Below are 18,425 nucleotides of genomic sequence, written 5' to 3' on the forward strand. Positions count from 1 at the left end.
GTGCGCGGGTGTGCGCGTTCGCTGACACGGGCATCGGCAGGGGCCTCTCTGTCGGTTGTCTGTGAGGAGTGGTCCCAGCCTGGTGCCTGGGTGGGTGTGGTGACCATAAGGTGCCTCGCGTTCTGGGACGGGCAGGGTGCGGGACGGTCTCTGAACTGCGGGGGCGCCGCGTCCCGGGGGTGTGGTGCGGGACATCAATGTGCACGCGGGGGTCGGGCGTAAGGGCTGATCCCGGATCCTGGAAAGCTGTTTGTAGGCGGCACCTATATCTCTAGGGTGCTCGGCATGACCCTTACGAGCACCTTCGCCGCCCCGCCTTCGCTCGCCTCGCGCGTCCGGTCGACCGGCGGGTCGGCGGTACGGGAGATCCTTGCCGTCACCGCGCGGCCCGAGGTCGTCAACTTCGCCGGGGGGCTGCCCGCGCCCGGGCTGTTCGACCGGGAGGGCGTCGCGGCGGCGTTCCGGCATGTACTGGAGGAGGTGCCGGGGCAGGCCCTGCAGTACTCGACGACCGAAGGGGAGCCGCGGCTGCGGGAGTTGCTGGCGCGGCGGACGGCGGTGCGGGGGCTGGCCACCGGCGCCGAGGAGCTTCTTGTCACCACCGGGTCGCAGCAGGGCCTGTCGTTGGTCGCCGCCGCGCTCGTCGAACCCGGTGACACCGTCCTCGTCGAGGATCCCTGCTATCTGGCGGCACTTCAGGTCTTCGGGCTGGCGGGGGCGCGGGTCCTCGCCGTGCCGGGGGACGCGCAGGGGCCGGATGTGGATGCCCTGGCGGAGCTGGTGGTGCGGGAGCGGCCCAAGCTGTTCTACACCGTCCCCACTTTCCAGAATCCCAGCGGTCGGACCATGTCGGCCGAGCGGCGGGCCGGTGTGGCCGAGGTGGCGGGGCGGTGCGGGGTGTGGATCGTCGAGGACGATCCGTACGGGGAGCTGCGGTTCGAGGGGGAGCGGCTGCCCTGGATCGCCTCGTATCCGGGGGCCGAGGACCGGACCGTGCTGCTCTGCTCCTTCTCCAAGGTGATGGCCCCCGGTCTGCGGCTGGGGTGGTTGCGGGCGCCCAGTGAGCTGCGGCGGGCCTGTGTCGTGGCCAAGCAGGCCGCCGATCTGCATACTCCGACCGTCAACCAGCTTGCCGCGGCCCGGTATCTGGAGGAGCGGGATCTCGACGCGCATGTGGCTCGGGTCGCGGCCGTGTACGGGGAGCGGCGGGACGCGATGCTGGCCGGGCTGGCCGAGGCCCTGCCGGAGGGGGCGTCCTGGAATCGGCCCGAGGGCGGCATGTTCCTCTGGGCGCGGCTGCCTTCGGACTACGACACGACCGCCCTGTTGCCCCAGGTCGTACGGCATGACGTGGCCTATGTGCCGGGGGCGCCCTTCCACGCGGGGCAGGCCGACCGGGCGACGCTGCGGCTGTGCTTCGTGACGGAGACGCCGGAGCGGATCCGGGAGGGGCTGCGGAGGATGGGTGTGGGGCTTGGGGCCTAGGTCTCAAGGAGTGGTGCGGTTGCGGCTGAGGGCTGCCGACGGGACTTGAGGGTGTGCCTAGGGTTGAGGCATGTCCGACACAGTGGAGTTCGACCTCGACGCGTATCTCGGCCGGATCGGGTGGGAAGGGGAGCGGGTCGCCGACGTGGAGACCCTGCGGGCTGTGCATCTCGCGCACTCGCGCGGCATCCCTTACGAGAACCTCGACGCCATGAGCCGCACGGCTCCCTCACTCGCCGTCGGTGATCTGCTGGACAAGCTGGTCCGCAGCCGGCGCGGGGGCTACTGCTACGAGCACAACATCCTGTTCCTGCACGCCCTGGAGGCGCTGGGCTTCGGGGTGACCAGGCTGGCGGCGCGGGTGATGGTGGGTGCGGACGGGTCGGAGAGCTCGGGCCGTCCGCGCACCCATATGACCCTGCTGGTGGAGGTGCCGGGGGAGACCCGGCCCTATCTCGCCGACGTCGGCTTCGCGGCGATCGGCGCGCTGCTGGAGCCGGTGCCGCTGGTGGCCGGCGTCGAGTTCGAGGGCGCGGGGCGCCGCCACCGGCTGGTGCGGGTGACCCACCCGGGGCCCCTGGACCTGTGGGTCCTGGAGACCTATGTGCCGGGTTCGGCATGGGGCGACGGCTGGCGGCGGCAGTACAACTTCACGCTGGACCCCGCCGAGCGGCCCGACTTCGAGGTGGCCAACTGGTACGTCGCCACGCACCCCCGCTCCCCCTTCGTCCAGCGCCGGTTCGTGCAGCGGCTCAGCGGCGACCAGCATGTCCTGCTGCTCGGCCAGGAGTTGACGGTGACCTCCCCCGACGGCACGGTCAGCAAGCGGGAGGTCTCCGAGGAGGAGGTCTCACGGCTGCTGGACGAGGAGTTCGGGATCGACGTCCCTCAGTCCCACCAGAAGGACCAGACCGGCTGATCGAGCAACTGGCGTTCGGCGTAGGCCTCCAGGATGGTGTCGCTGCCCTGCCAGAGGTTGTCCGGGCAGAACGCGAAGTGTTCGGAGGCCAGGGCCTGCGCCTCGGCGAGTGTCGTGGGCGGCGCCGCCACGGAGACCCGGAGGTGGTCGAAGCCGAGCGCCACGACCCGTATGCCGAAGCGGTCCTCCCAGGAGCGGAGCACCGCGCTGAGGCGGGCCGTGTCGTCGCCGTGGTTCACCGCGCCCATCCAGCCGAGCGCCGTCGGGATGTCGGCGCTGCGGCGGGCCGGGACCAGGGCCAGGCGGGGCTCCTTGAGGGGACCGCCGGCTGAGAGGAGGCCACTGGCGATGTCGGTGGCCACCGCGTCCGGGTCGGCCGCGGCGGCGGTTGCCTCCGCCAGGCCCGGCCAGTCGCCGGCCTCCTGCGCGCAGCACTCCTCCCAGAAGTCGGCCAGGACCTCCTCCGCGTCGTGATCACCGGGGTACGACACGTCGGCCGGCGCCAACTCCCAGTCCTCCGGGCCGCCGTGACCCCCGCCGACGTCCAGGACCACCGGGAGCAGGCCGAGCGCGCGGGGCGCCCGCTGGAGGGCGGCCCAGCCGGCCGGGGTCGCCCGGTCGTCGGCCAGCCAGAGCAGCGGCTCGTGCCACGGACCCTCGTCCGTCGTGTCGATCAGCTTGCCCGGCGGAAGGCCGAGGCCGAGGGAGGCCAGCCTCGGCAGCGGGTTGGGAAGCGTTGCCATGCCGACGACTGTAGACGCACCCACTGACAACGGGCCCAGCCCCCGGCACCGTCGGACGGAGCGGCCGCCGGTGGCCATGGGGACGGGAAGGATTGGCAGATCTGTCCCACGCGAGGAGGACGCCACCTGCGGTTTTGCAGTCAAGGCGTGGGACAGATCTGCCAATCCTCGGGCGCCGGTCCCCCCGGAGGACGGGGGCGCCGGGTGGGCCCGGGTGCGGCGTCGGTCGTCGCCGCACTGGTGGGGCTGGGAATTCACGTAGTCACCCTGATCCGCCAGGAGTTGAGGCTACGGTGGGCCGAGCGTCGGGAGCGCGAACGGGCGGCGCGTTGCCAGTGCGCCCCGGACGGGAGGGAGACGGCGTGACGGAGCCGGGCCCGCGGGAGGACGATTCCAGGGAGCCGCTGCCGGTCGGCGGCGCCGCGGACGGCGTCCCCGAGAAGGGCGCTCCGGCCGAAGGGGTCACGCAACCGTCGTACGGCCTGTCTCCCGAGGACGAGGAGACGTTCAGCCACTTCTACCGCGCCTACGTGCCCAGGCTGACCGCGTACCTCGTCTACCAGGGCGCCCCCGTGGACCGGGCCGGGGAATTCGTGCAGGACACCATGGTCAGGGCCTACCGGTCATGGCACGAGATCAGGTCCCACAAGAGCTGGGCCTACACGGTCGCCTACCGGGAGTTCGTCCGCCACGCCACGCGCGTGGAGGAACCCGTCGAGGAAGTACCCGAGTCCACGACCCTGCTGCGCCGCCCCGAGGCGACCGAGTCCTGGTTACAGGAACACGAGATCGTCCGGGTGCTACGGGGCCTGCCCGCACGCCAACGGCAGGTGCTGGCCCTCATGCTCGACGGGTGGAAACCGGCCGAGATCGCCAAGCTGATCGGGATCGAGGGCGCGGCGGTACGGTCGAACCTGTTCAAGGCGCGCAAGGCCGTCGCCCAGCACCTCGCGCGGCGGGAGGAGGACTGATGGCCGACGAGTGGCTCTCCCACGAGCACGAGGAGTTCCGCCTGGGCCTCTCCCGGTTCCTCGACCCCGACGCCGGGCTGCGTGAGGTGCGCGAGCAGGCCGGAGGGCATGAGGACGTGGTCCGTGGTCTGGGGCTGGTGCTGGACGTCGAGGGCGGGCTGGCGAGCATCCTCCATGCCGAGGACGCGGCGGACTCCGACTCCGCTACGACGGACTCCGCAGACCGCGCGTGGAAGTCGGAGGCCGATGTCGCCGAGGCCCTGCGCGCCCTCCCGGTGCAACAGCGGCTGGCCGCGCGAAAGGATCCCGCGATCGCCGCCTGCGTCAGCGGCGAACTCCTGGTCCGGGCCCTGGAACTGCTCGACGACCTCGTCCGGGAGGAGAAGCGACTGGGGACCGGCGAGGGCTTCCCCGCCCCGCACACCCAGCGCTTCGCGGACCTCGCCCGGGACTACGCCCGCGCCCGCAGGTTCGCGCTGGCGGAACCGCCCGCCCTGACCCTCGCCGCCGCCCTCAACCTCGCCGCGGTCTTCGCCCGCACCTTCGAACACGACCTCGGAGCGGCCCACCACCCCGGCGACAGCGCCCACGCCCTCACCGACACCCTCGACGCAGCCGCCCGCGCCCGGGACCCCGACCGCCTCCGTGGCATCGACCTCGTGGCACGCCCGCTCGCCGGCAGCCTCGCCCTCGAAGCCGGCCACCGTCTCCGCCTCCCGACGGCGGACGGTCTCGTCACCGCGCTGCTCGACGGCACGCTGGACGACTTCACCGACGCGGACCTCACCGGCGTGAACCCGAACGACCCCGGGCTCAACGGCATCCAGTGGTCCGACGCGGGCACCCGGTGGCCGCCCGGCACGGACATCGAGGCGCTGCGGAACAGGTCCGAGGAGACCTCGCCGTACTCCCGGGTGTATGTGCTCGGTCGGAGGCCGAAGGGAACGAGCAGGCCTGGGGCGGGGGTTCGGGTCTAGGCGGTGGTCGCGATGAATGCCGACCAGGCCGTGGCGGTGACCTGGAGGGTCGGGCCGGTGGGGGTCTTGGAGTCGCGGATGTGGATGGTGTGGGGGCAGGTGGCGATCTCGACGCACGCGCCGCCTTCGCTGCTGCTGTAGCTGGACTTCTGCCAGGCGTAAGCGACTTCGAGGCATTCGCCGCCCTCGTCGCTGCTGTACGTCGACTTGAACCACTGAAGTGCCTCGGTGCTCATTGCTCTCCTAGCAGACGGTCCAGCAGGCCTTTCGACTCCAAGGGGGATAGGGCCTGGGCTCGCAGCATCGCATACTTGCGCGCAAGCCTGGACACCTCATCTGCGTCGGAAACCCACTGGCTGCCGCGTTGCCCCTCGATGTAGGCCAAGTGCTGGTGGTCGGGCGTCTCCAGGAGGATGAAGGGGCCTGCCAGCCCTGCGTGAGAGAGGCTGGCTGCGGGCAAGAACTGGAGCGATACGCAGGGGAGTTCGGCGCAGGCGCGTAGATGGCGAAGCTGTTCCGCGCGGACTTCCCGGCCCCCGATGCCCAGGAGCAGCACGGGCTCCCAGATGACGAAGCTGAGCGTGGGTGGGCTCTTGCGATGCAAGATCTCCTGCCGCTCCATCCGTGCCGCCGTCTTCGGCTCGATCTCTTCCTCTTCGTATGCCGGGACTCGCTCTCGGAGTACGACTTCCGCGTACGCCCGCGTCTGAAGCAGGCCCGGCAGCACCTGGTTGGCATAGAGGGACAGCGCGATCGCCTCCCGCTCATGCTCCATATACAGCTCCGCCCACATGGGGAACTGGTCGATCTCCGGCAGGTTCGCCACCCCGACCGACAGCATTCCCTTGGTCTGGAGGATCTCGTCCAACAGGGCGGCCAGGTCCGGTTTCAGCGCCCTTCTGCCCTGCTCGATCGAGGCGATCGTCTCCTCGTCGACCTGGACGAGGGCGGCCAGCGCACTCTGGGTGTAACCCGCGGCGCGTCGGGCAGCCCCCAGTTGCTTGCCCAGCATCTTCATCGAGGTCAGGTTTTTCGGCCGCGGTGGCTTCTTCGCGCTCATGCTGCTCTCAATCCCCCAGGTCCCGCGTACGTCACCGGGTCTGCGCCCGTACAAAGAATCCGTACGGGTTCACTCGCTGATCAACGCTAGTGACTCTGCGCGACATTCGTACCGTGAATGAGCAAAGCCAACTCGCCTTCCAGCGCGACCAGTTCTATCGGCGCGACCGCCGTTCCGTGGGCGCCGCCAGGCGGTTCGCGCGGTGGTCCCTCGTCCACTGGGGGATCTCGGCGTGGGAGCGGGCCGATGATGTGTCGCTGTGTGTGAGCGAGTTGGCGACCAACGCGCTCGTGCACGGGGCGCCGCCGGGGCGGGGGTTCCTGCTGCGGGTGCGGTACGACGGGGCCGTACTGCGGGTGGAGGTGCATGACAGCGGGGGTGGTGAGCCGTGTGTCGCGGAGGAGGCCGACGAGGGTGGGCGTGGGTTGTTGCTCGTCGCCGCGCTCGCGGACAAGTGGGGGGTGGGACAGCGCGACCCCGGCAAGGTGGTGTGGTGCGAGTTCGTCCACCCTGCCGGGGCCTGTGCGATCAACTAGCTTCTGGCTATGTGCAGTTGTGCGCCGCGCTCGTGCTCGACGCGACCACCACGTCCGCGCCGCCGAGGCCGCTGATGTGGAGGGCGTTGACCGTGAGGCCGGTCGCCGTGCGCGTCTGCTCGTTCACGACGACCTTGGCTCCGGCGCCGAGGTCGATCGCGTAGTCGGGGATGTCCGGGACGGTGACCGGTGTACCCGCGATGGTGAGTTTGAGATCCGTGGTGCCGGTGCTTGCCGTGCAGGTGCTCGTCGAGGTTGCGGTGATGCCGGTCGCCTCGATGACGGGGAGGCCGGGCAGGCCCAGACTGAGCTTGGTCAGCGTGGACTTGGCCGTCGAGGTGCTCGGGCCGGTCGTCGTCGTGACGTTGGCGCACAGGGCGTCCGCCGTCAGGACCACCGCGCTGATGTTCTGTGTGCAGGCGGGGGCCACCGCCTTGGCGTCGGCCGTGCGGACCTCGCCCGTGTCCGGGGTCGGTGCGATCACGATCGGCAGCACCAGGACGGGGACCGTGGCGGAGAGGCCGTACGACCGGCCCGTGACGTACTGGAGTTTCAGCTCGGCCGTGGCCTCCGAGGGCTTGTACGCCTCGTCGCCCGCGAAGGTCGCCTTGAGTGGCACGGTGGCTGAGTCGGTCAGTGGCTGAGCCACTGCCGCGATGGTGCAGGCCGCCTTGCCCGCCGCGTCGGTCTTCGCCTTGCAGGTCTGGTCCGTGCCCAGGGTGAGGGTGACCTCCCGGTCGGCGACCGGGGCGCCGCCCTCCTTCTCGGTGAGCTTCGCCGACAGGGGCGCCGGGGAGCCGTTGGAGACCGTGGCGGGACCGTCGTAGGCGAGGGCCGTGTCCTTCAGGACGGGGGGATCGGGGTCGCCCGGGTCGCCGTCGCAGCCGTTGGTGCTGGTGATGAACTTCTCGCCGTACTCGGACGGGTAGGGGGAGAGGACGTTGCCCTCCAGCTCGATGTCCTGGTGTACGCCGTTCAGTTCCTGCTCGTAGTGCAGGTGCGGGCCGGTGGTGTTGCCGGTGCTGCCGACCGTGCCGATCACGGTGCCCTGGGCGACCTGGGCGCCGTCCGCGACCTCGTAGGTGGCGAGGTGCATGTACTCGGTGGTCCAGCCGTCGGCGTGGGTGATCCGGATGTACTGGCCGCCGCCCCCGGGCTGGTTGTGGCGGGTGGCGGTGCCCGCGGCCGAGGCGAGCACGGGGGCGCCGGCGCTGGCGCCCTCCGCCTTGACGAAGTCCAGGACGTTCCCGTGGTCCGGGTAGGTGGAGTACGTCCAGACCGAGTCGCACTCGAAGGGGGCCAGGAAGGCGGGCTTGGCGAGCGTGCCGGGCTCGTCGGCCGCGCTTGCCGTCCCCGTCGCCGGGGCCGTCAGGGCGAGGGCCAGTGTCGTGAGCAGGCCCGTGAGAAAGGTTCCGCGTCTCTTGATGCGCATTCTGAACTTCCCCCGATTCACGTGCAGTTGTAGGCGTCCGTGGCGCTCGACGCGATGACCACGTCCACGCCGCCCGCCGCCGTCAGATGGGCCGCGTTGACCGTCAGGCCGTTAGCCGTCCTGATCTGCTCGTTGAGCACGAGCTTGGCGGCCGGGCCGAGGTCGATCGAATAGTTCGGTACGTCACCGATCTCGACCGGTGTGCCCGCGACCGTCAGCGACAGGTCCGTGCTGCCGGTGGTGGCCGTGCAGCTGCTGGTCGAGGTCGCCGTCACGCCGGAGAGGGCGACCACGGGCAGGCCGGGCAGGCCGATCCTGGCGTTCTCCACGGTCGCGGTCGAGGTGGAGCCGCTCGGTCCGGTCTTCGTCTCCACCTTCGCGCAGAGGGTGTCGGCGGACAGGACCAGCAGGTTGATGGGTGCCGCGCAGGGCGGGGCGACCGTCTTGGCGTCCGCCGCGCGGACCACGCCGGTGTCCGGGGTGGGGGCGATGCCGATCGGCAGGGCCAGGACCGGGATCTGGGCGGAGAGGCCGTAGGCGCGGCCGGTGACGTACTGGAGCTTGAGCTCGGCCGTGGCCTCGGAGGCCTTGTAGGCCTCGTCGCCGGCGAAGGTCGCCTTGAGTGGCACGGTGGCTGAGCCGGTGAGTGGCTGAGCCACCTTGTCGATCGTGCAGGTCGCCTTGCCCGCCGCGTCCGTGTTCGCCGCGCAGGTCTGCAGGGCGTCCGTCGGGCCGAGGGTGAGGGTGACCTCGCGGTCGGCGACCGGGGCGCCGCCGTCCTTCTCCGCCAGGGTCGCGGCCAGGGCCGCCGGGGAGCCGTTGGAGACGGTGGCCGGACCGGTGTAGGTCAGGGTCGTGTCCTTCTGGACCGGGGGCTGGGTCGAACCCTCACCGACGTCGAGGAGGTCATTGTCGAGGTCGAGGGTGATACCGCCGTAGGTCTCCTCGTTGGGGTCGTCCTCGGTCGGGCCGTCGTACTGCTTGACCCGCTGGTGGTTCGCCCACATGTCGGCCGGGATCGCCCGGTCCTCGGTCGTCTCCTCCTCGTCCCAGCGGGCGAAGTTGATGACGTCCGGCTGGGTGTAGCCGCCGCCGTTCGCCGCCACCAGGTCCTCGACGAGCGAGCCCGCGCTGCCGTAGGCGCCCGAGCGGTAGCCCAGCTCGTGGATCGTGGTGGTCCAGGACTGGAGGAAGGCCAGGACCTTCTCGCGGCCGGAGTCGTAGTGCTCCATGTTGTAGTAGAGGACCGAGCCCGCCGGGAGGCCGTAGTTCTGCGCCTGCGCGACCGCGTCCCGGGCCGATGACGCACCTTCCGGCACCGGGTCGGTGATCGCCACACAGTCGCCCGTGCAGCTGCCCGAGCCCGCCTCGGCCTGCGGGCCGACGTAGATCGGGATGAAGCGCCAGCCGTTGTCGTACTGGGTCTGCACCCACTCGGCACTGGCCTGGTCCTTGCAGCCCGCGTTGACCCCGCCCATGTAGAAGCCGATGGCGCCGTACGGCGAGGCCGCCTTCCAGGCGTTCATCGTGGCGGTCGGCGGTGCGGCGCAGCGGTCGAAGCCCTTGCCCTGGTAGGACGTGGCGTCCGCGGGAACGGCCCGGATCGACGGCCGTGCCGCTGCTGTGGCCGCAGGCGTCGCGGCCGGGGTCGCCTTGTCGGCCGGGAGGCCCGCACTGGCGAGGATCTTCTTGATCTCGTCCCGGTTCTCGCCGTAGGACGCGGTGACGGCGATGCCGTCGGCCGTCGCCCAGTATGTGCGCGAGGTGCTGTTCTCCGAGACCTGTGCCGTTGCGGAGCCCTTGTCCGGCTCCAGTACGAGCGCCTCCGTACGGCCCAACACATCGGCCGGGCAGCTCTGTTGGGCATCCGCCGCCGGTTTGCCGAGGTACACGGCGTGGCGGTCGTAGCGGACGCAGGTGTCCGGGTTCTTGGCGAGATCGATGACGTCCCAGGTCGCGGGGACGGAGAACGTGCGGCCCTGGTAGGTCACCTGGGCCGTGTCCGACGCCTCTGCGGCTTGAGCCGGGTCGACCAGCGCGGTGACGGTGAGTGTGGTGGCGGCGGTGAACGCCAGCAGCGCCCCGCGCACCGAACGTAATGATCTGCGGTGAATTTTGATGACTTCCCCCGTGGTTGCGGCACCGGCTCATCCGGGCCGATGCGACTCGGAGTGACCAGGGGGAGCGTGACGGGGTTGTTGTACATCGGTCAACGACGGGGGTGGCCGAACAGGACGTTGTTACGGCCGGGTAAAAGCGAGAGGCGGCTGGGAGCGCCGACTTGATGTGTGCGAAGCGTGGTGTGGGGGGTTGGTGAAGTGCCGGGTCCTGTCCGGGGCCCGCGGGGGCTGGTGGGGCGCGGGTGCACGAGGTCTTCACATGCCGGGGTACGGCGGGACTTGTCCGGATGCGGACCACGGTAGGGGATATTCCGGCAGCGGGCCCGGTGTTCCGCCGACTCGTGTGAGTCCGAGGATGACCGCCGGTCCCGACTCAGGCCCGCCGTTACGCTGTTGACAGCGTGACCGGTGACACCAAAGGGGGATGGGATGACCGACGTGCCAGAGCTGGGGCGGCTCCACTTCGGGCGTGAGGATGCCGAACGGGACGTGACGGAAGGACTGTTGCTGCGCGGCGTCTTCCGGCGGAACGCCGCCTACCGGGGTGCGCGGAGCGGGCAGAAGATGCTGATCATCGGCCGCAAGGGATCCGGGAAGAGCGCCGTCTGCATGCGGTTGATGGCGGACGGCGGGCACGACGGCGGCAGGATCCTGATCACCCCGGACGAGGCGGCGGGCGAGGAGATCCGGCGGTTCGAGCTGCAGGGGCTGCCCGGGGACTCCGCCAAGGCGCTGATCTGGCGGTACGTCTTCGCGGTGCACGCGGCCCGGCACATCGTGGCGCACGCCAAGGGTGCGCACGACGGACACCGGCTCGGCTCGGTGAGGGCGCTCGGGCGGTTCCTCAAGCAGAACGGTGAGTCGCCGGACGAGACGCCCGGTGGCGGCCGGCTGGGAGAACGGCTGGCACAAGGCGCGCGAGGGTTGCAGACCTCCCTCTCGCTGGAGGCGCTCGGCGTCAGGGCGAGTATGGATCTCGCGCATTCCCCCTCCGAAGGCGCCCGAGCGCTACGGCAGCTGGAGGTCGTCGAGCAGGGGGTGGCGAAGGCTTTCGGTGACCTGGGCTGCGACGGTGGCGTCCATGCTCCCCTGCTGCTCATGGTCGACCAGCTGGAGCAGGTGTGGTCCGCCGAGCCGGACAGCAACTCCATGGTGATCGGGCTGCTGCTGGCGGCGAAGCACGCGGCGAGTCGGTACGGCCGGTCGGTACGGTTCCTGCTGTTCCTGCGCGCCGACATCTACGACTCGCTGTCCTTCGGGGAGGGTGACAAGTTCCACGGGGACGAACTGCGGATCACCTGGACCGAACAGGCCTTGAAGGACCTCGCATTCGTGCGGGCGCAGGCCTCCGTCGGGGAGCAGCTGAGCGAGGAGCGGCTGTGGAAGGAACTGTTCCCGGAGACCGTGGGCGACGAGGAGATCACCAGCTACATCTTCCGCCGCTGTTTGCCCCGGCCGCGCGACGCCATCCAGTTCCTCAACATCTGCCAGCAGAAGGCCTGGCTGGAGCATGAGCGGGACCGGATCACCGAAGCGGACGTGGAACTGGCGGCCCGGCAGTTCTCGCAGTGGAAGCTCAACGATCTGGCCTCGGAGTACCTGATCGCACACCCCTTCCTCCGCAACCTGTACCCGCTCTTCCAGAACACCGGATACGTCGTCACCCGCGCCGTATTCACCCGACGCTTCGAGGCGGCCGCCGGGACACTCCACCAGACCTTCGGGGAGTACGCCGACGCGCTCACGCCCTCCGGGATCATCGACGTGCTCTACGGCGTCGGCTTCCTCGGGGTGCGACGCGGAAGCGAAGTGGTGTACGCGGGCGACGACGCGCTGTCGGTCCAGCCGCACGAGGCGGAGTTCCAGATCCATCCCTGTTTCCGGGTGGCGCTCGGTGCCACCAGCGCCTTCGATCTACGGCGCTTCGAGCCCCAGTTCGTGGAGACGCGGATCGTCTCCGGCAACTTCAGTCCCAGCGCCTCGGGCTCCTCCTCCCTCAACCGCGACGACCGTCTGCTCATCCAGCTCACACGCTCCTTACACTCGATCCAGGCCCAGGTCGGCCGGGCGGTGGGGCTGGCGCCGGACGTCGGGGACGAGATCATGCTCCAGATCAACCGCCTGCTGGACGACGTCAACCGCATTCCCCCCGGGGCCGCCGCCTCCGTCGGCATCGACGTGGATGACTACCTCCTCACCATCGCCCACTACCTCACCACCCTTGCGGCCCAACTCCGTGACAGTGGACTGGAGGAGGCCACCGGCATCGGCGACATCGTGCGCCGCATCGACGAGGAGGCTCGGCGGCTGCGACGCTCGGTGGGTGGGGCGTACGGCAGCTCGGGTGACTCGTCGGGACACTGAATTCGCCATACTGGTAAGGGAGTTACCGGGCAGGAAGCCGACGGGGAGGAATCCGGTGCTGAACGAGGTGCTCGCCGATCGGTTTCAGATCACTGGCGAGTTGGGTTCCGGTGGCATGGGTCGAGTCTGGGCCGCCGTGGATATGCGGATGCGGCGGAACGTCGCGGTCAAGGTCATGCACCCGCAGCACCCCGCGGACGAGGCCGGGGCGCGAGCCAGGTTCGAGCGCGAGGTGCAGCTGGCGGCGCGCCTGAACCATCAGAACATCGTGACCTTCCATGACTGGGGAGAGGTCTCGGTCGGCGGCAACCAGACCCTCTACATCGTGATGGAGCGTGTCGACGGGATCGCCCTCGACAAACGGCTGGCGGAGCCAACCCCCCTACCCTGGTCGCACGCCGTCGGGTGGGCAGCGCAGATCGCTCATGCGCTGCACGCAGCGCATGACCGGGGCGTGGTTCACCGGGACATCAAGCCGGGAAACGCGGTGCTCACGGACGACGGGACGGTGAAAGTCCTGGACTTCGGGGTCGCGAAGTTCCTCGGCGACACCATCGGCGCCCGCAAACTGACCGCCGGCACGATGCTCGGCTCCGTGGAATACATGTCTCCCGAACAGATCGACGCCGCCGAGACGATCGATGGTCGCAGCGACCTGTACTCCTTGGGCTGCTTCCTCTACCACGCGGTGACCGGGACGCCGCCCTTCGGCGGCAGCCAGGCGTCCATCGTCCACAGGCACAAGTACGAAGCCCCTGTCCCGCTGAGTAAACATGTTGAGGGGCTTCCACCTGCCTTGGACGACCTCGTCATCCGCCTGCTCGAAAAGTGCCCCGAGGACCGGCCAGTCAACGCCACGGTCGTTCGCGAGGCCCTGGTGGCGATCCTTTTCGACCATGACATGGCGTCACCCTACGGTGACACCATGGACGTCGCCCAGCTCGGTCACGGAGCCTCCTTGTCCGGACTGCTTCTGAGAACGGCACGGATGAAGGCGCATCGCCTCGTGGAAGACGCGGACAAGAATGCCGCGCGGCGGCAAGCGAGTCTGGAGGGTGACCTGGAAAGACGCCGCCAGGCTGTCGACGCACAGCTCAGGGAGGTCGCGGCAACGGCGAAGCGGACATCTGACCAAGCCCACCGGCTGCTGGACGAGTCACGGTCCCACGCCGAGCAGACCCTGCACGGCGCCCGCGTGGAGGCGGAAAGGATCACCGAACAGGCCAGGGGCGACGCCGCCAGGGCGAAGAAGGTCGGCGACGCGCGCAACGCGCACCTCTCGCGGACGGCAAAGGAAGACGCCGACAAGCAACTCGCCGATGCCAAGGCCGAGTCCGCGCGGATCGTCGAGGAGGCCGGGGAGAAGGCCCGCCGCATCGAGGCCGCTGCCTACCGCCGTACCGTCGCCGACTGGCACGATCATCCGTTGCGTCAACGACTCCTGGGTTGGCGGGCCATCCCGCACCTCGACGGGTCGGCGCGGGCACCTGGGGTAGGGGCCACCCCACTGAGCCCTTCGGTCAGTTTTCGCGAGACGCGACGGGGCTACGAGCGCGCCCCCGTCAACGAGTTCATCGGCAAACTGGAGGAACGGCGGAACGCGGCAGCGGTCCGCCTCTCTGTGATCGAACAGCAGCTCGTGTATCTGGGGGCGACGAACGGACAGAGCTCTCCGGGGCTCCTGGTCCTGGAGCGCGAACTCGCCTTGAGACGTATCGCCGCTGCCAAGACCTGGACCGACCTGAAACACCTGAGCCTGGCGACGCCGATGCCGTGCCCTGCTCCGTCCGACCCATTTCAGGTGGTGAAGGAAGGCTACGACAGCGAGCAGGTCGACCAGCGCATCCAGCAGCTCGCGGAGGAGTGCGAGTACCTCTGGGCGCTGGTCGCCACGCTGGAAGAGCTCCTGAAGTACACACCCCCGGAGCCCTCCAGCGGCTGACGGCCGACCGACGGACCGGCTTAGAGACTTTAGAGCTTCTCGGGCGTCCTGATGCCCAGCAGGGCCATGCCCTGGTGGAGGGTGCGGGCGGTCAGGTCGCACAGGAACAGGCGGTTCTCCGCGATGTCCTTCGGCGGCTCGGGCTTGATGACCGGGCACTGGTCGTAGAACGTCGTGAAGAGCGACGCCAGCTGGTACAGGTACGCCGTCAGCTTGTGCGGGGCGTACTCCGCCGTGGCCTCCGCGAGGAGGTCGCCGAACGCGTCCAGGTGCAGGCCCAACGCCCGCTCCGCCGGGGCGAGTTCCAGCTCCGGGTGGGCGGTCGGCCGCTTGCCGTCGGCCTTGCGCAGGATCGACTTGATACGGGCGTACGCGTACTGGAGGTAGACCGACGTGTCGCCGTTCAGCGAGACCATCTGGTCCAGGTCGAACTTGTAGTCACGGCTCGGCGACGTCGACAGGTCCGCGTACTTCACGGCGCCGATCCCGACGTACCGGCCGTTCTCGACGATCTCCTCCTCGGTCAGGCCCACCTTCTCGGCCTTCTCGCGCACGACGGCCGTGGCCCGCTCGACGGCCTCGTCGAGGAGGTCCTCCAGCTTCACCGTCTCGCCCTCACGCGTCTTGAACGGCTTACCGTCCGCGCCCAGCACCGTGCCGTAGCCCATGTTGTGCGCGGTGACGTCGTCGCCCAGCCAGCCGGCGCGGCGGGCCGTCTCGAAGACCATCTTGAAGTGCAGCGACTGGCGTACGTCGACGACGTACAGCAGCGTCGTCGCGTCCAGGCCGACGACACGGTCGCGGATCGCCGTCAGGTCGGAGGCCGCGTAGCCGAAGCCGCCGTCCGCCTTCTGCACGATCAGCGGCACCGGCTGGTCGTCCTTGCCGCGGATCTCGTCGAAGAACACGACCAGGGCGCCCTCGGAGCGGACCGCGACGCCCATCTCCTCCAGGAGACGGGCGGTCTCGGGCATGCCCTCGTTGTACGCGGACTCGCCGACGATCTCCTCGTCGCGGATCTCCATGTCCAGCTTCTCGAAGACGGAGTAGAAGTAGACCTTCGACTCGTCGACGAACTGCTGCCACAGTTCGAGGGTCTCCTTGTCGCCGGACTGGAGGGCCACGACCCGCTTGCGGGCACGCTCCTTGAACTCCTCGTCCGCGTCGAAGACCGCGCGCGACGCCTTGTAGACCCGGTTCAGGTTCGACATGGCCTGCTCGCCGTCGACGTCCTCGGGCGGGGCAAGCTCGCCCGGGTTCTCGACCAGGTACTGGATGAGCATGCCGAACTGGGTGCCCCAGTCGCCGATGTGGTGGCGGCCGATCGTCTGTTCGCCGGTGAAGTCGAGCATGCCGCGCAGGGCGTCGCCGATGACCGCGGAGCGGAGGTGGCCGACGTGCATTTCCTTGGCGACGTTGGGCTGGGCGTAGTCGACGACGGTGATGCCGGGGTTCTTCTTCGGCGGGACGCCCAGGCGGGCGGGGTCGGCGTAGCGCTCGGCGAGGTTCTCGATGATCGCCTTGTCGGAGATCGTGATGTTGAGGAAGCCGGGGCCGGAGACCTCGATGTCCTTGATCACGTCGCCGGACTCGACCTGTGCGACGACCTGCGTGGCCAGCTCGCGGGGGTTCGCCTTGGCCTTCTTCGCGAGGGCCAGGATCCCGTTGGCCTGGTAGTCGGCCCTGTCGCTACGTCGCAGCAGCGGGTCGACTCCGTCGGTTTCCGGGAGAGCGGAAGTGAGGGCGTCGGTGAGGCGCTGGTGGACTTGGTCGGTGAGCGACGTGACCGAGGTCATGGGGTGGGAGCCGTTCTCCTCGTGGGGTTGTTTCAGACGTGGCCAGTATCCCACGGGGGGTAAAGCGGATTTTGCGGCTATGAGCTCGGGGGGAGGGCGGTGCATTGCCGGGTGGGGGGCGGTGGGGGCTTGTCGCGCAGTTCCCCCGCGCCCCTGGGCAGGCGGCTGCGCCGCCTGTCGGGGGTGGTCGCGTAAAGGCGTTTTCGCGCTCGCCCGCCTAACTGGGACAATGGATCGCGCCAGCCGTAGACCGTACCGGCTGCTTCAGGAGAGAAAGAAGGACGTGCCCCGTGGCTCAGAGCACCGAGACCACCGACTGGGTCTCCCGTTTCGCGGATGAGGTCATCGAGGAGTCGGAGCGTCGGGCCCCGGGCAAACCGGTCGTCGTCGCGTCCGGGCTGTCCCCCTCGGGGCCGATCCACCTCGGGAACCTGCGTGAGGTCATGACCCCGCACCTGGTCGCCGACGAGATCCGGCGCCGGGGGCTCCAGGTCCGCCACCTCATCTCCTGGGACGACTACGACCGTTACCGCAAGGTGCCGGCCGGCATCGCGGGCGTCGACGAGTCCTGGGCCGAGCACATCGGCAAGCCGCTGACCTCCGTGCCCGCGCCGAAGGGATCGTCGTACCCGAACTGGGCCGAGCACTTCAAGGCCGCCATGGTCGAGGCGCTCGCCGAGCTGGGTGTGGCATTCGACGGGATCAGCCAGACCGCGCAGTACACCTCCGGGGTGTACCGCGAGCAGATCCTGCACGCCATGAAGCACCGCGGTGACATCGACGCCATCCTCGACCAGTACCGGACCAAGAAGGCGCCCCCGAAGAAGCAGCAGCAGAAGCCCCTCGACGAGGCCGAGCTGGAGGCCGCGGAGGGTTCCGGCGCCGCGGACGAGGACGACGGCTCCTCCGGCAGCGCCGGGTACTTCCCGTACAAGCCGTACTGCGGCAACTGCGAGAAGGACCTGACGACCGTCACCGCGTACGACGACGACAGCACCGAGCTGACGTACACCTGCGACGTCTGCGGCTTCTCCGAGACCGTGCGGCTCAACGAGTTCAACCGCGGCAAGCTGGTCTGGAAGGTCGACTGGCCGATGCGGTGGGCGTACGAGGGTGTCGTCTTCGAGCCGAGCGGTGTCGACCACTCGTCTCCGGGATCCTCCTTCCAGGTCGGCGGGCAGATCGTCGGGATCTTCGGCGGGCAGCAGCCCATCGGGCCCATGTACGCCTTCGTGGGTATCTCCGGGATGGCGAAGATGTCGTCGTCCAAGGGCGGCGTGCCCACGCCCGGTGACGCGCTCCAGATCATGGAGCCGCAGCTGCTGCGCTGGCTCTACGCCCGGCGCCGCCCCAACCAGTCCTTCAAGATCGCCTTCGACCAGGAGATCCAGCGGCTCTACGACGAGTGGGACAAGCTGGACGCCAAGGTCGCGGACGGCTCCGCCCTCCCCGCCGACATCGCCGCACACACGCGTGCGGTGCGCACGGCCGGCGGCGAGCTGCCCCGCACGGCGCGGCCCCTGCCGTACCGGACCCTCGCGTCCGTCGCGGACATCACCGCCGGGCACGCGGACCAGGCGCTGCGGATCCTGTCCGAGCTCGACCCCTCCAACCCGCTGGGCTCGCTGGACGAGGCCCGGCCGCGCTACGACAAGGCCGAGGCCTGGATCAACACGCACGTTCCCGCCGACCAGCGGACCATCGTGCGGGACGAGCCGGACACCGAACTCCTGAAGTCCCTCGACGAGGCTTCCACGGAGTCCCTGAGACTGCTGGCCGACGGGCTCGCCGAGCACTGGTCGCTCGACGGGCTGACCCACCTCGTCTACGGCGTGCCCAAGGTGCAGGCCGGGTTCCCCGCGGACGCGACGCCCAAGGAGCTGCCGGCGGAGATCAAGACCGCCCAGCGGACGTTCTTCGCGCTGCTCTACCACCTGCTGGTGGGCCGTGACACCGGTCCGCGACTGCCCACGCTGCTGCTGGCCGTGGGCCAGGAGCGGGTGCGGACCCTGCTCGGGGCGTAGCGGCCGGTTCTACGACGATGGGGGCGCCCGGTGGTTCACCGGGCGCCCCCATCGTC

At 69.7% G+C, this 18,425-nt stretch carries 14 protein-coding genes; 8 read left to right on the forward strand and 6 right to left on the reverse strand.

The genetic code is table 11. From position 1 onward, the window contains the following. Nucleotides 1–285: 285 nt before the first annotated feature. On the forward strand, nt 286–1,485 hold the full coding sequence (locus TN53_RS31380) for a PLP-dependent aminotransferase family protein (RefSeq protein ID WP_046262149.1): 1,200 nt from the start codon (nt 286–288) through the stop codon (nt 1,483–1,485). A gap of 70 nt (nt 1,486–1,555) precedes the next feature. Next, complete coding sequence (locus TN53_RS31385) at nt 1,556–2,404, forward strand: arylamine N-acetyltransferase family protein (RefSeq protein ID WP_046262124.1); 849 nt, start codon at nt 1,556–1,558, stop codon at nt 2,402–2,404. On the opposite strand, the gene TN53_RS31390 is transcribed toward TN53_RS31385, so the two are convergent. After that, a complete protein-coding gene (locus TN53_RS31390; protein ID WP_046262125.1) occupies nt 2,374–3,147 on the reverse strand; it encodes a DUF4253 domain-containing protein in 774 nt (257 codons plus the stop codon). The two genes, TN53_RS31385 and TN53_RS31390, sit on opposite strands and share 31 nt — an antisense overlap. A gap of 362 nt (nt 3,148–3,509) precedes the next feature. Between TN53_RS31390 and TN53_RS31395 the strand changes: the two genes are divergently transcribed. Both TN53_RS31395 and TN53_RS31400 read left to right on the forward strand, forming a co-directional pair. Beyond that, nucleotides 3,510–4,118, forward strand: a complete 609-nt coding sequence (locus TN53_RS31395; protein ID WP_234441740.1) for an RNA polymerase sigma factor — start codon at nt 3,510–3,512, stop codon at nt 4,116–4,118. Continuing rightward, on the forward strand, nt 4,118–5,095 hold the full coding sequence (locus TN53_RS31400) for a hypothetical protein (protein WP_046262126.1): 978 nt from the start codon (nt 4,118–4,120) through the stop codon (nt 5,093–5,095). Before TN53_RS31395 ends, TN53_RS31400 begins: the two co-directional genes overlap by 1 nt. Here TN53_RS31400 and TN53_RS31405 read toward each other — a convergent pair. Together TN53_RS31405 and TN53_RS31410 are read right to left on the reverse strand one after the other, a co-directional pair. Further along, the gene (locus TN53_RS31405) at nt 5,092–5,331 is read right to left on the reverse strand and encodes a DUF397 domain-containing protein (RefSeq protein WP_046262127.1); all 240 of its coding nucleotides are present in this window, start codon (nt 5,329–5,331) and stop codon (nt 5,092–5,094) included. The genes TN53_RS31400 and TN53_RS31405 overlap by 4 nt on opposite strands. Then, nucleotides 5,328–6,155: a helix-turn-helix domain-containing protein gene (locus TN53_RS31410; protein WP_046262128.1), complete on the reverse strand. Its 828-nt coding sequence runs from the start codon at nt 6,153–6,155 to the stop codon at nt 5,328–5,330. The genes TN53_RS31405 and TN53_RS31410 overlap by 4 nt, the downstream gene beginning before the upstream one ends. A 113-nt stretch (nt 6,156–6,268) precedes the next feature. Between TN53_RS31410 and TN53_RS31415 the strand changes: the two genes are divergently transcribed. After that, nucleotides 6,269–6,691, forward strand: coding sequence for an ATP-binding protein (locus tag TN53_RS31415; protein WP_046262151.1), 423 nt, complete (start codon nt 6,269–6,271; stop codon nt 6,689–6,691). 7 nt (nt 6,692–6,698) lie between these two features. On the opposite strand, the gene TN53_RS31420 is transcribed toward TN53_RS31415, so the two are convergent. Together TN53_RS31420 and TN53_RS44265 are read right to left on the reverse strand one after the other, a co-directional pair. After that, nucleotides 6,699–8,123, reverse strand: coding sequence for a M23 family metallopeptidase (locus TN53_RS31420; RefSeq protein ID WP_046262129.1), 1,425 nt, complete (start codon nt 8,121–8,123; stop codon nt 6,699–6,701). A gap of 17 nt (nt 8,124–8,140) precedes the next feature. Next, on the reverse strand, nt 8,141–10,213 hold the full coding sequence (locus tag TN53_RS44265; RefSeq protein ID WP_052745340.1) for a choice-of-anchor P family protein: 2,073 nt from the start codon (nt 10,211–10,213) through the stop codon (nt 8,141–8,143). Between the two features lie 459 nt (nt 10,214–10,672). Between TN53_RS44265 and TN53_RS31430 the strand changes: the two genes are divergently transcribed. Together TN53_RS31430 and TN53_RS44270 are read left to right on the forward strand one after the other, a co-directional pair. Further along, nucleotides 10,673–12,607 (forward strand): P-loop ATPase, Sll1717 family, encoded by a 1,935-nt coding sequence (locus tag TN53_RS31430; protein WP_046262130.1) that lies wholly within the window; start codon nt 10,673–10,675, stop codon nt 12,605–12,607. 55 nt (nt 12,608–12,662) lie between these two features. Next, nucleotides 12,663–14,549 carry a serine/threonine protein kinase gene (locus tag TN53_RS44270; RefSeq protein WP_052745341.1) on the forward strand — a complete coding sequence of 629 codons (1,887 nt, stop codon included), beginning with the start codon at nt 12,663–12,665 and terminating at the stop codon, nt 14,547–14,549. 29 nt (nt 14,550–14,578) lie between these two features. Here TN53_RS44270 and argS read toward each other — a convergent pair whose 3' ends face one another. Next, nucleotides 14,579–16,345, reverse strand: coding sequence for an arginine--tRNA ligase (gene argS, locus TN53_RS31440; protein WP_046262131.1), 1,767 nt, complete (start codon nt 16,343–16,345; stop codon nt 14,579–14,581). Nucleotides 16,346–16,635: 290 nt separating this feature from the next. Here argS and lysS point away from each other — a divergent pair, with 290 nt between their 5' ends. Further along, the gene (gene lysS, locus TN53_RS31445) at nt 16,636–18,369 is read left to right on the forward strand and encodes a lysine--tRNA ligase (RefSeq protein WP_046262132.1); all 1,734 of its coding nucleotides are present in this window, start codon (nt 16,636–16,638) and stop codon (nt 18,367–18,369) included. Nucleotides 18,370–18,425: the final 56 nt, after the last annotated feature.

This window comes from Streptomyces sp. WM6386, from assembly GCF_000972385.1.
In the GTDB taxonomy this organism is placed as follows: Bacteria; Actinomycetota; Actinomycetes; order Streptomycetales; family Streptomycetaceae; genus Streptomyces.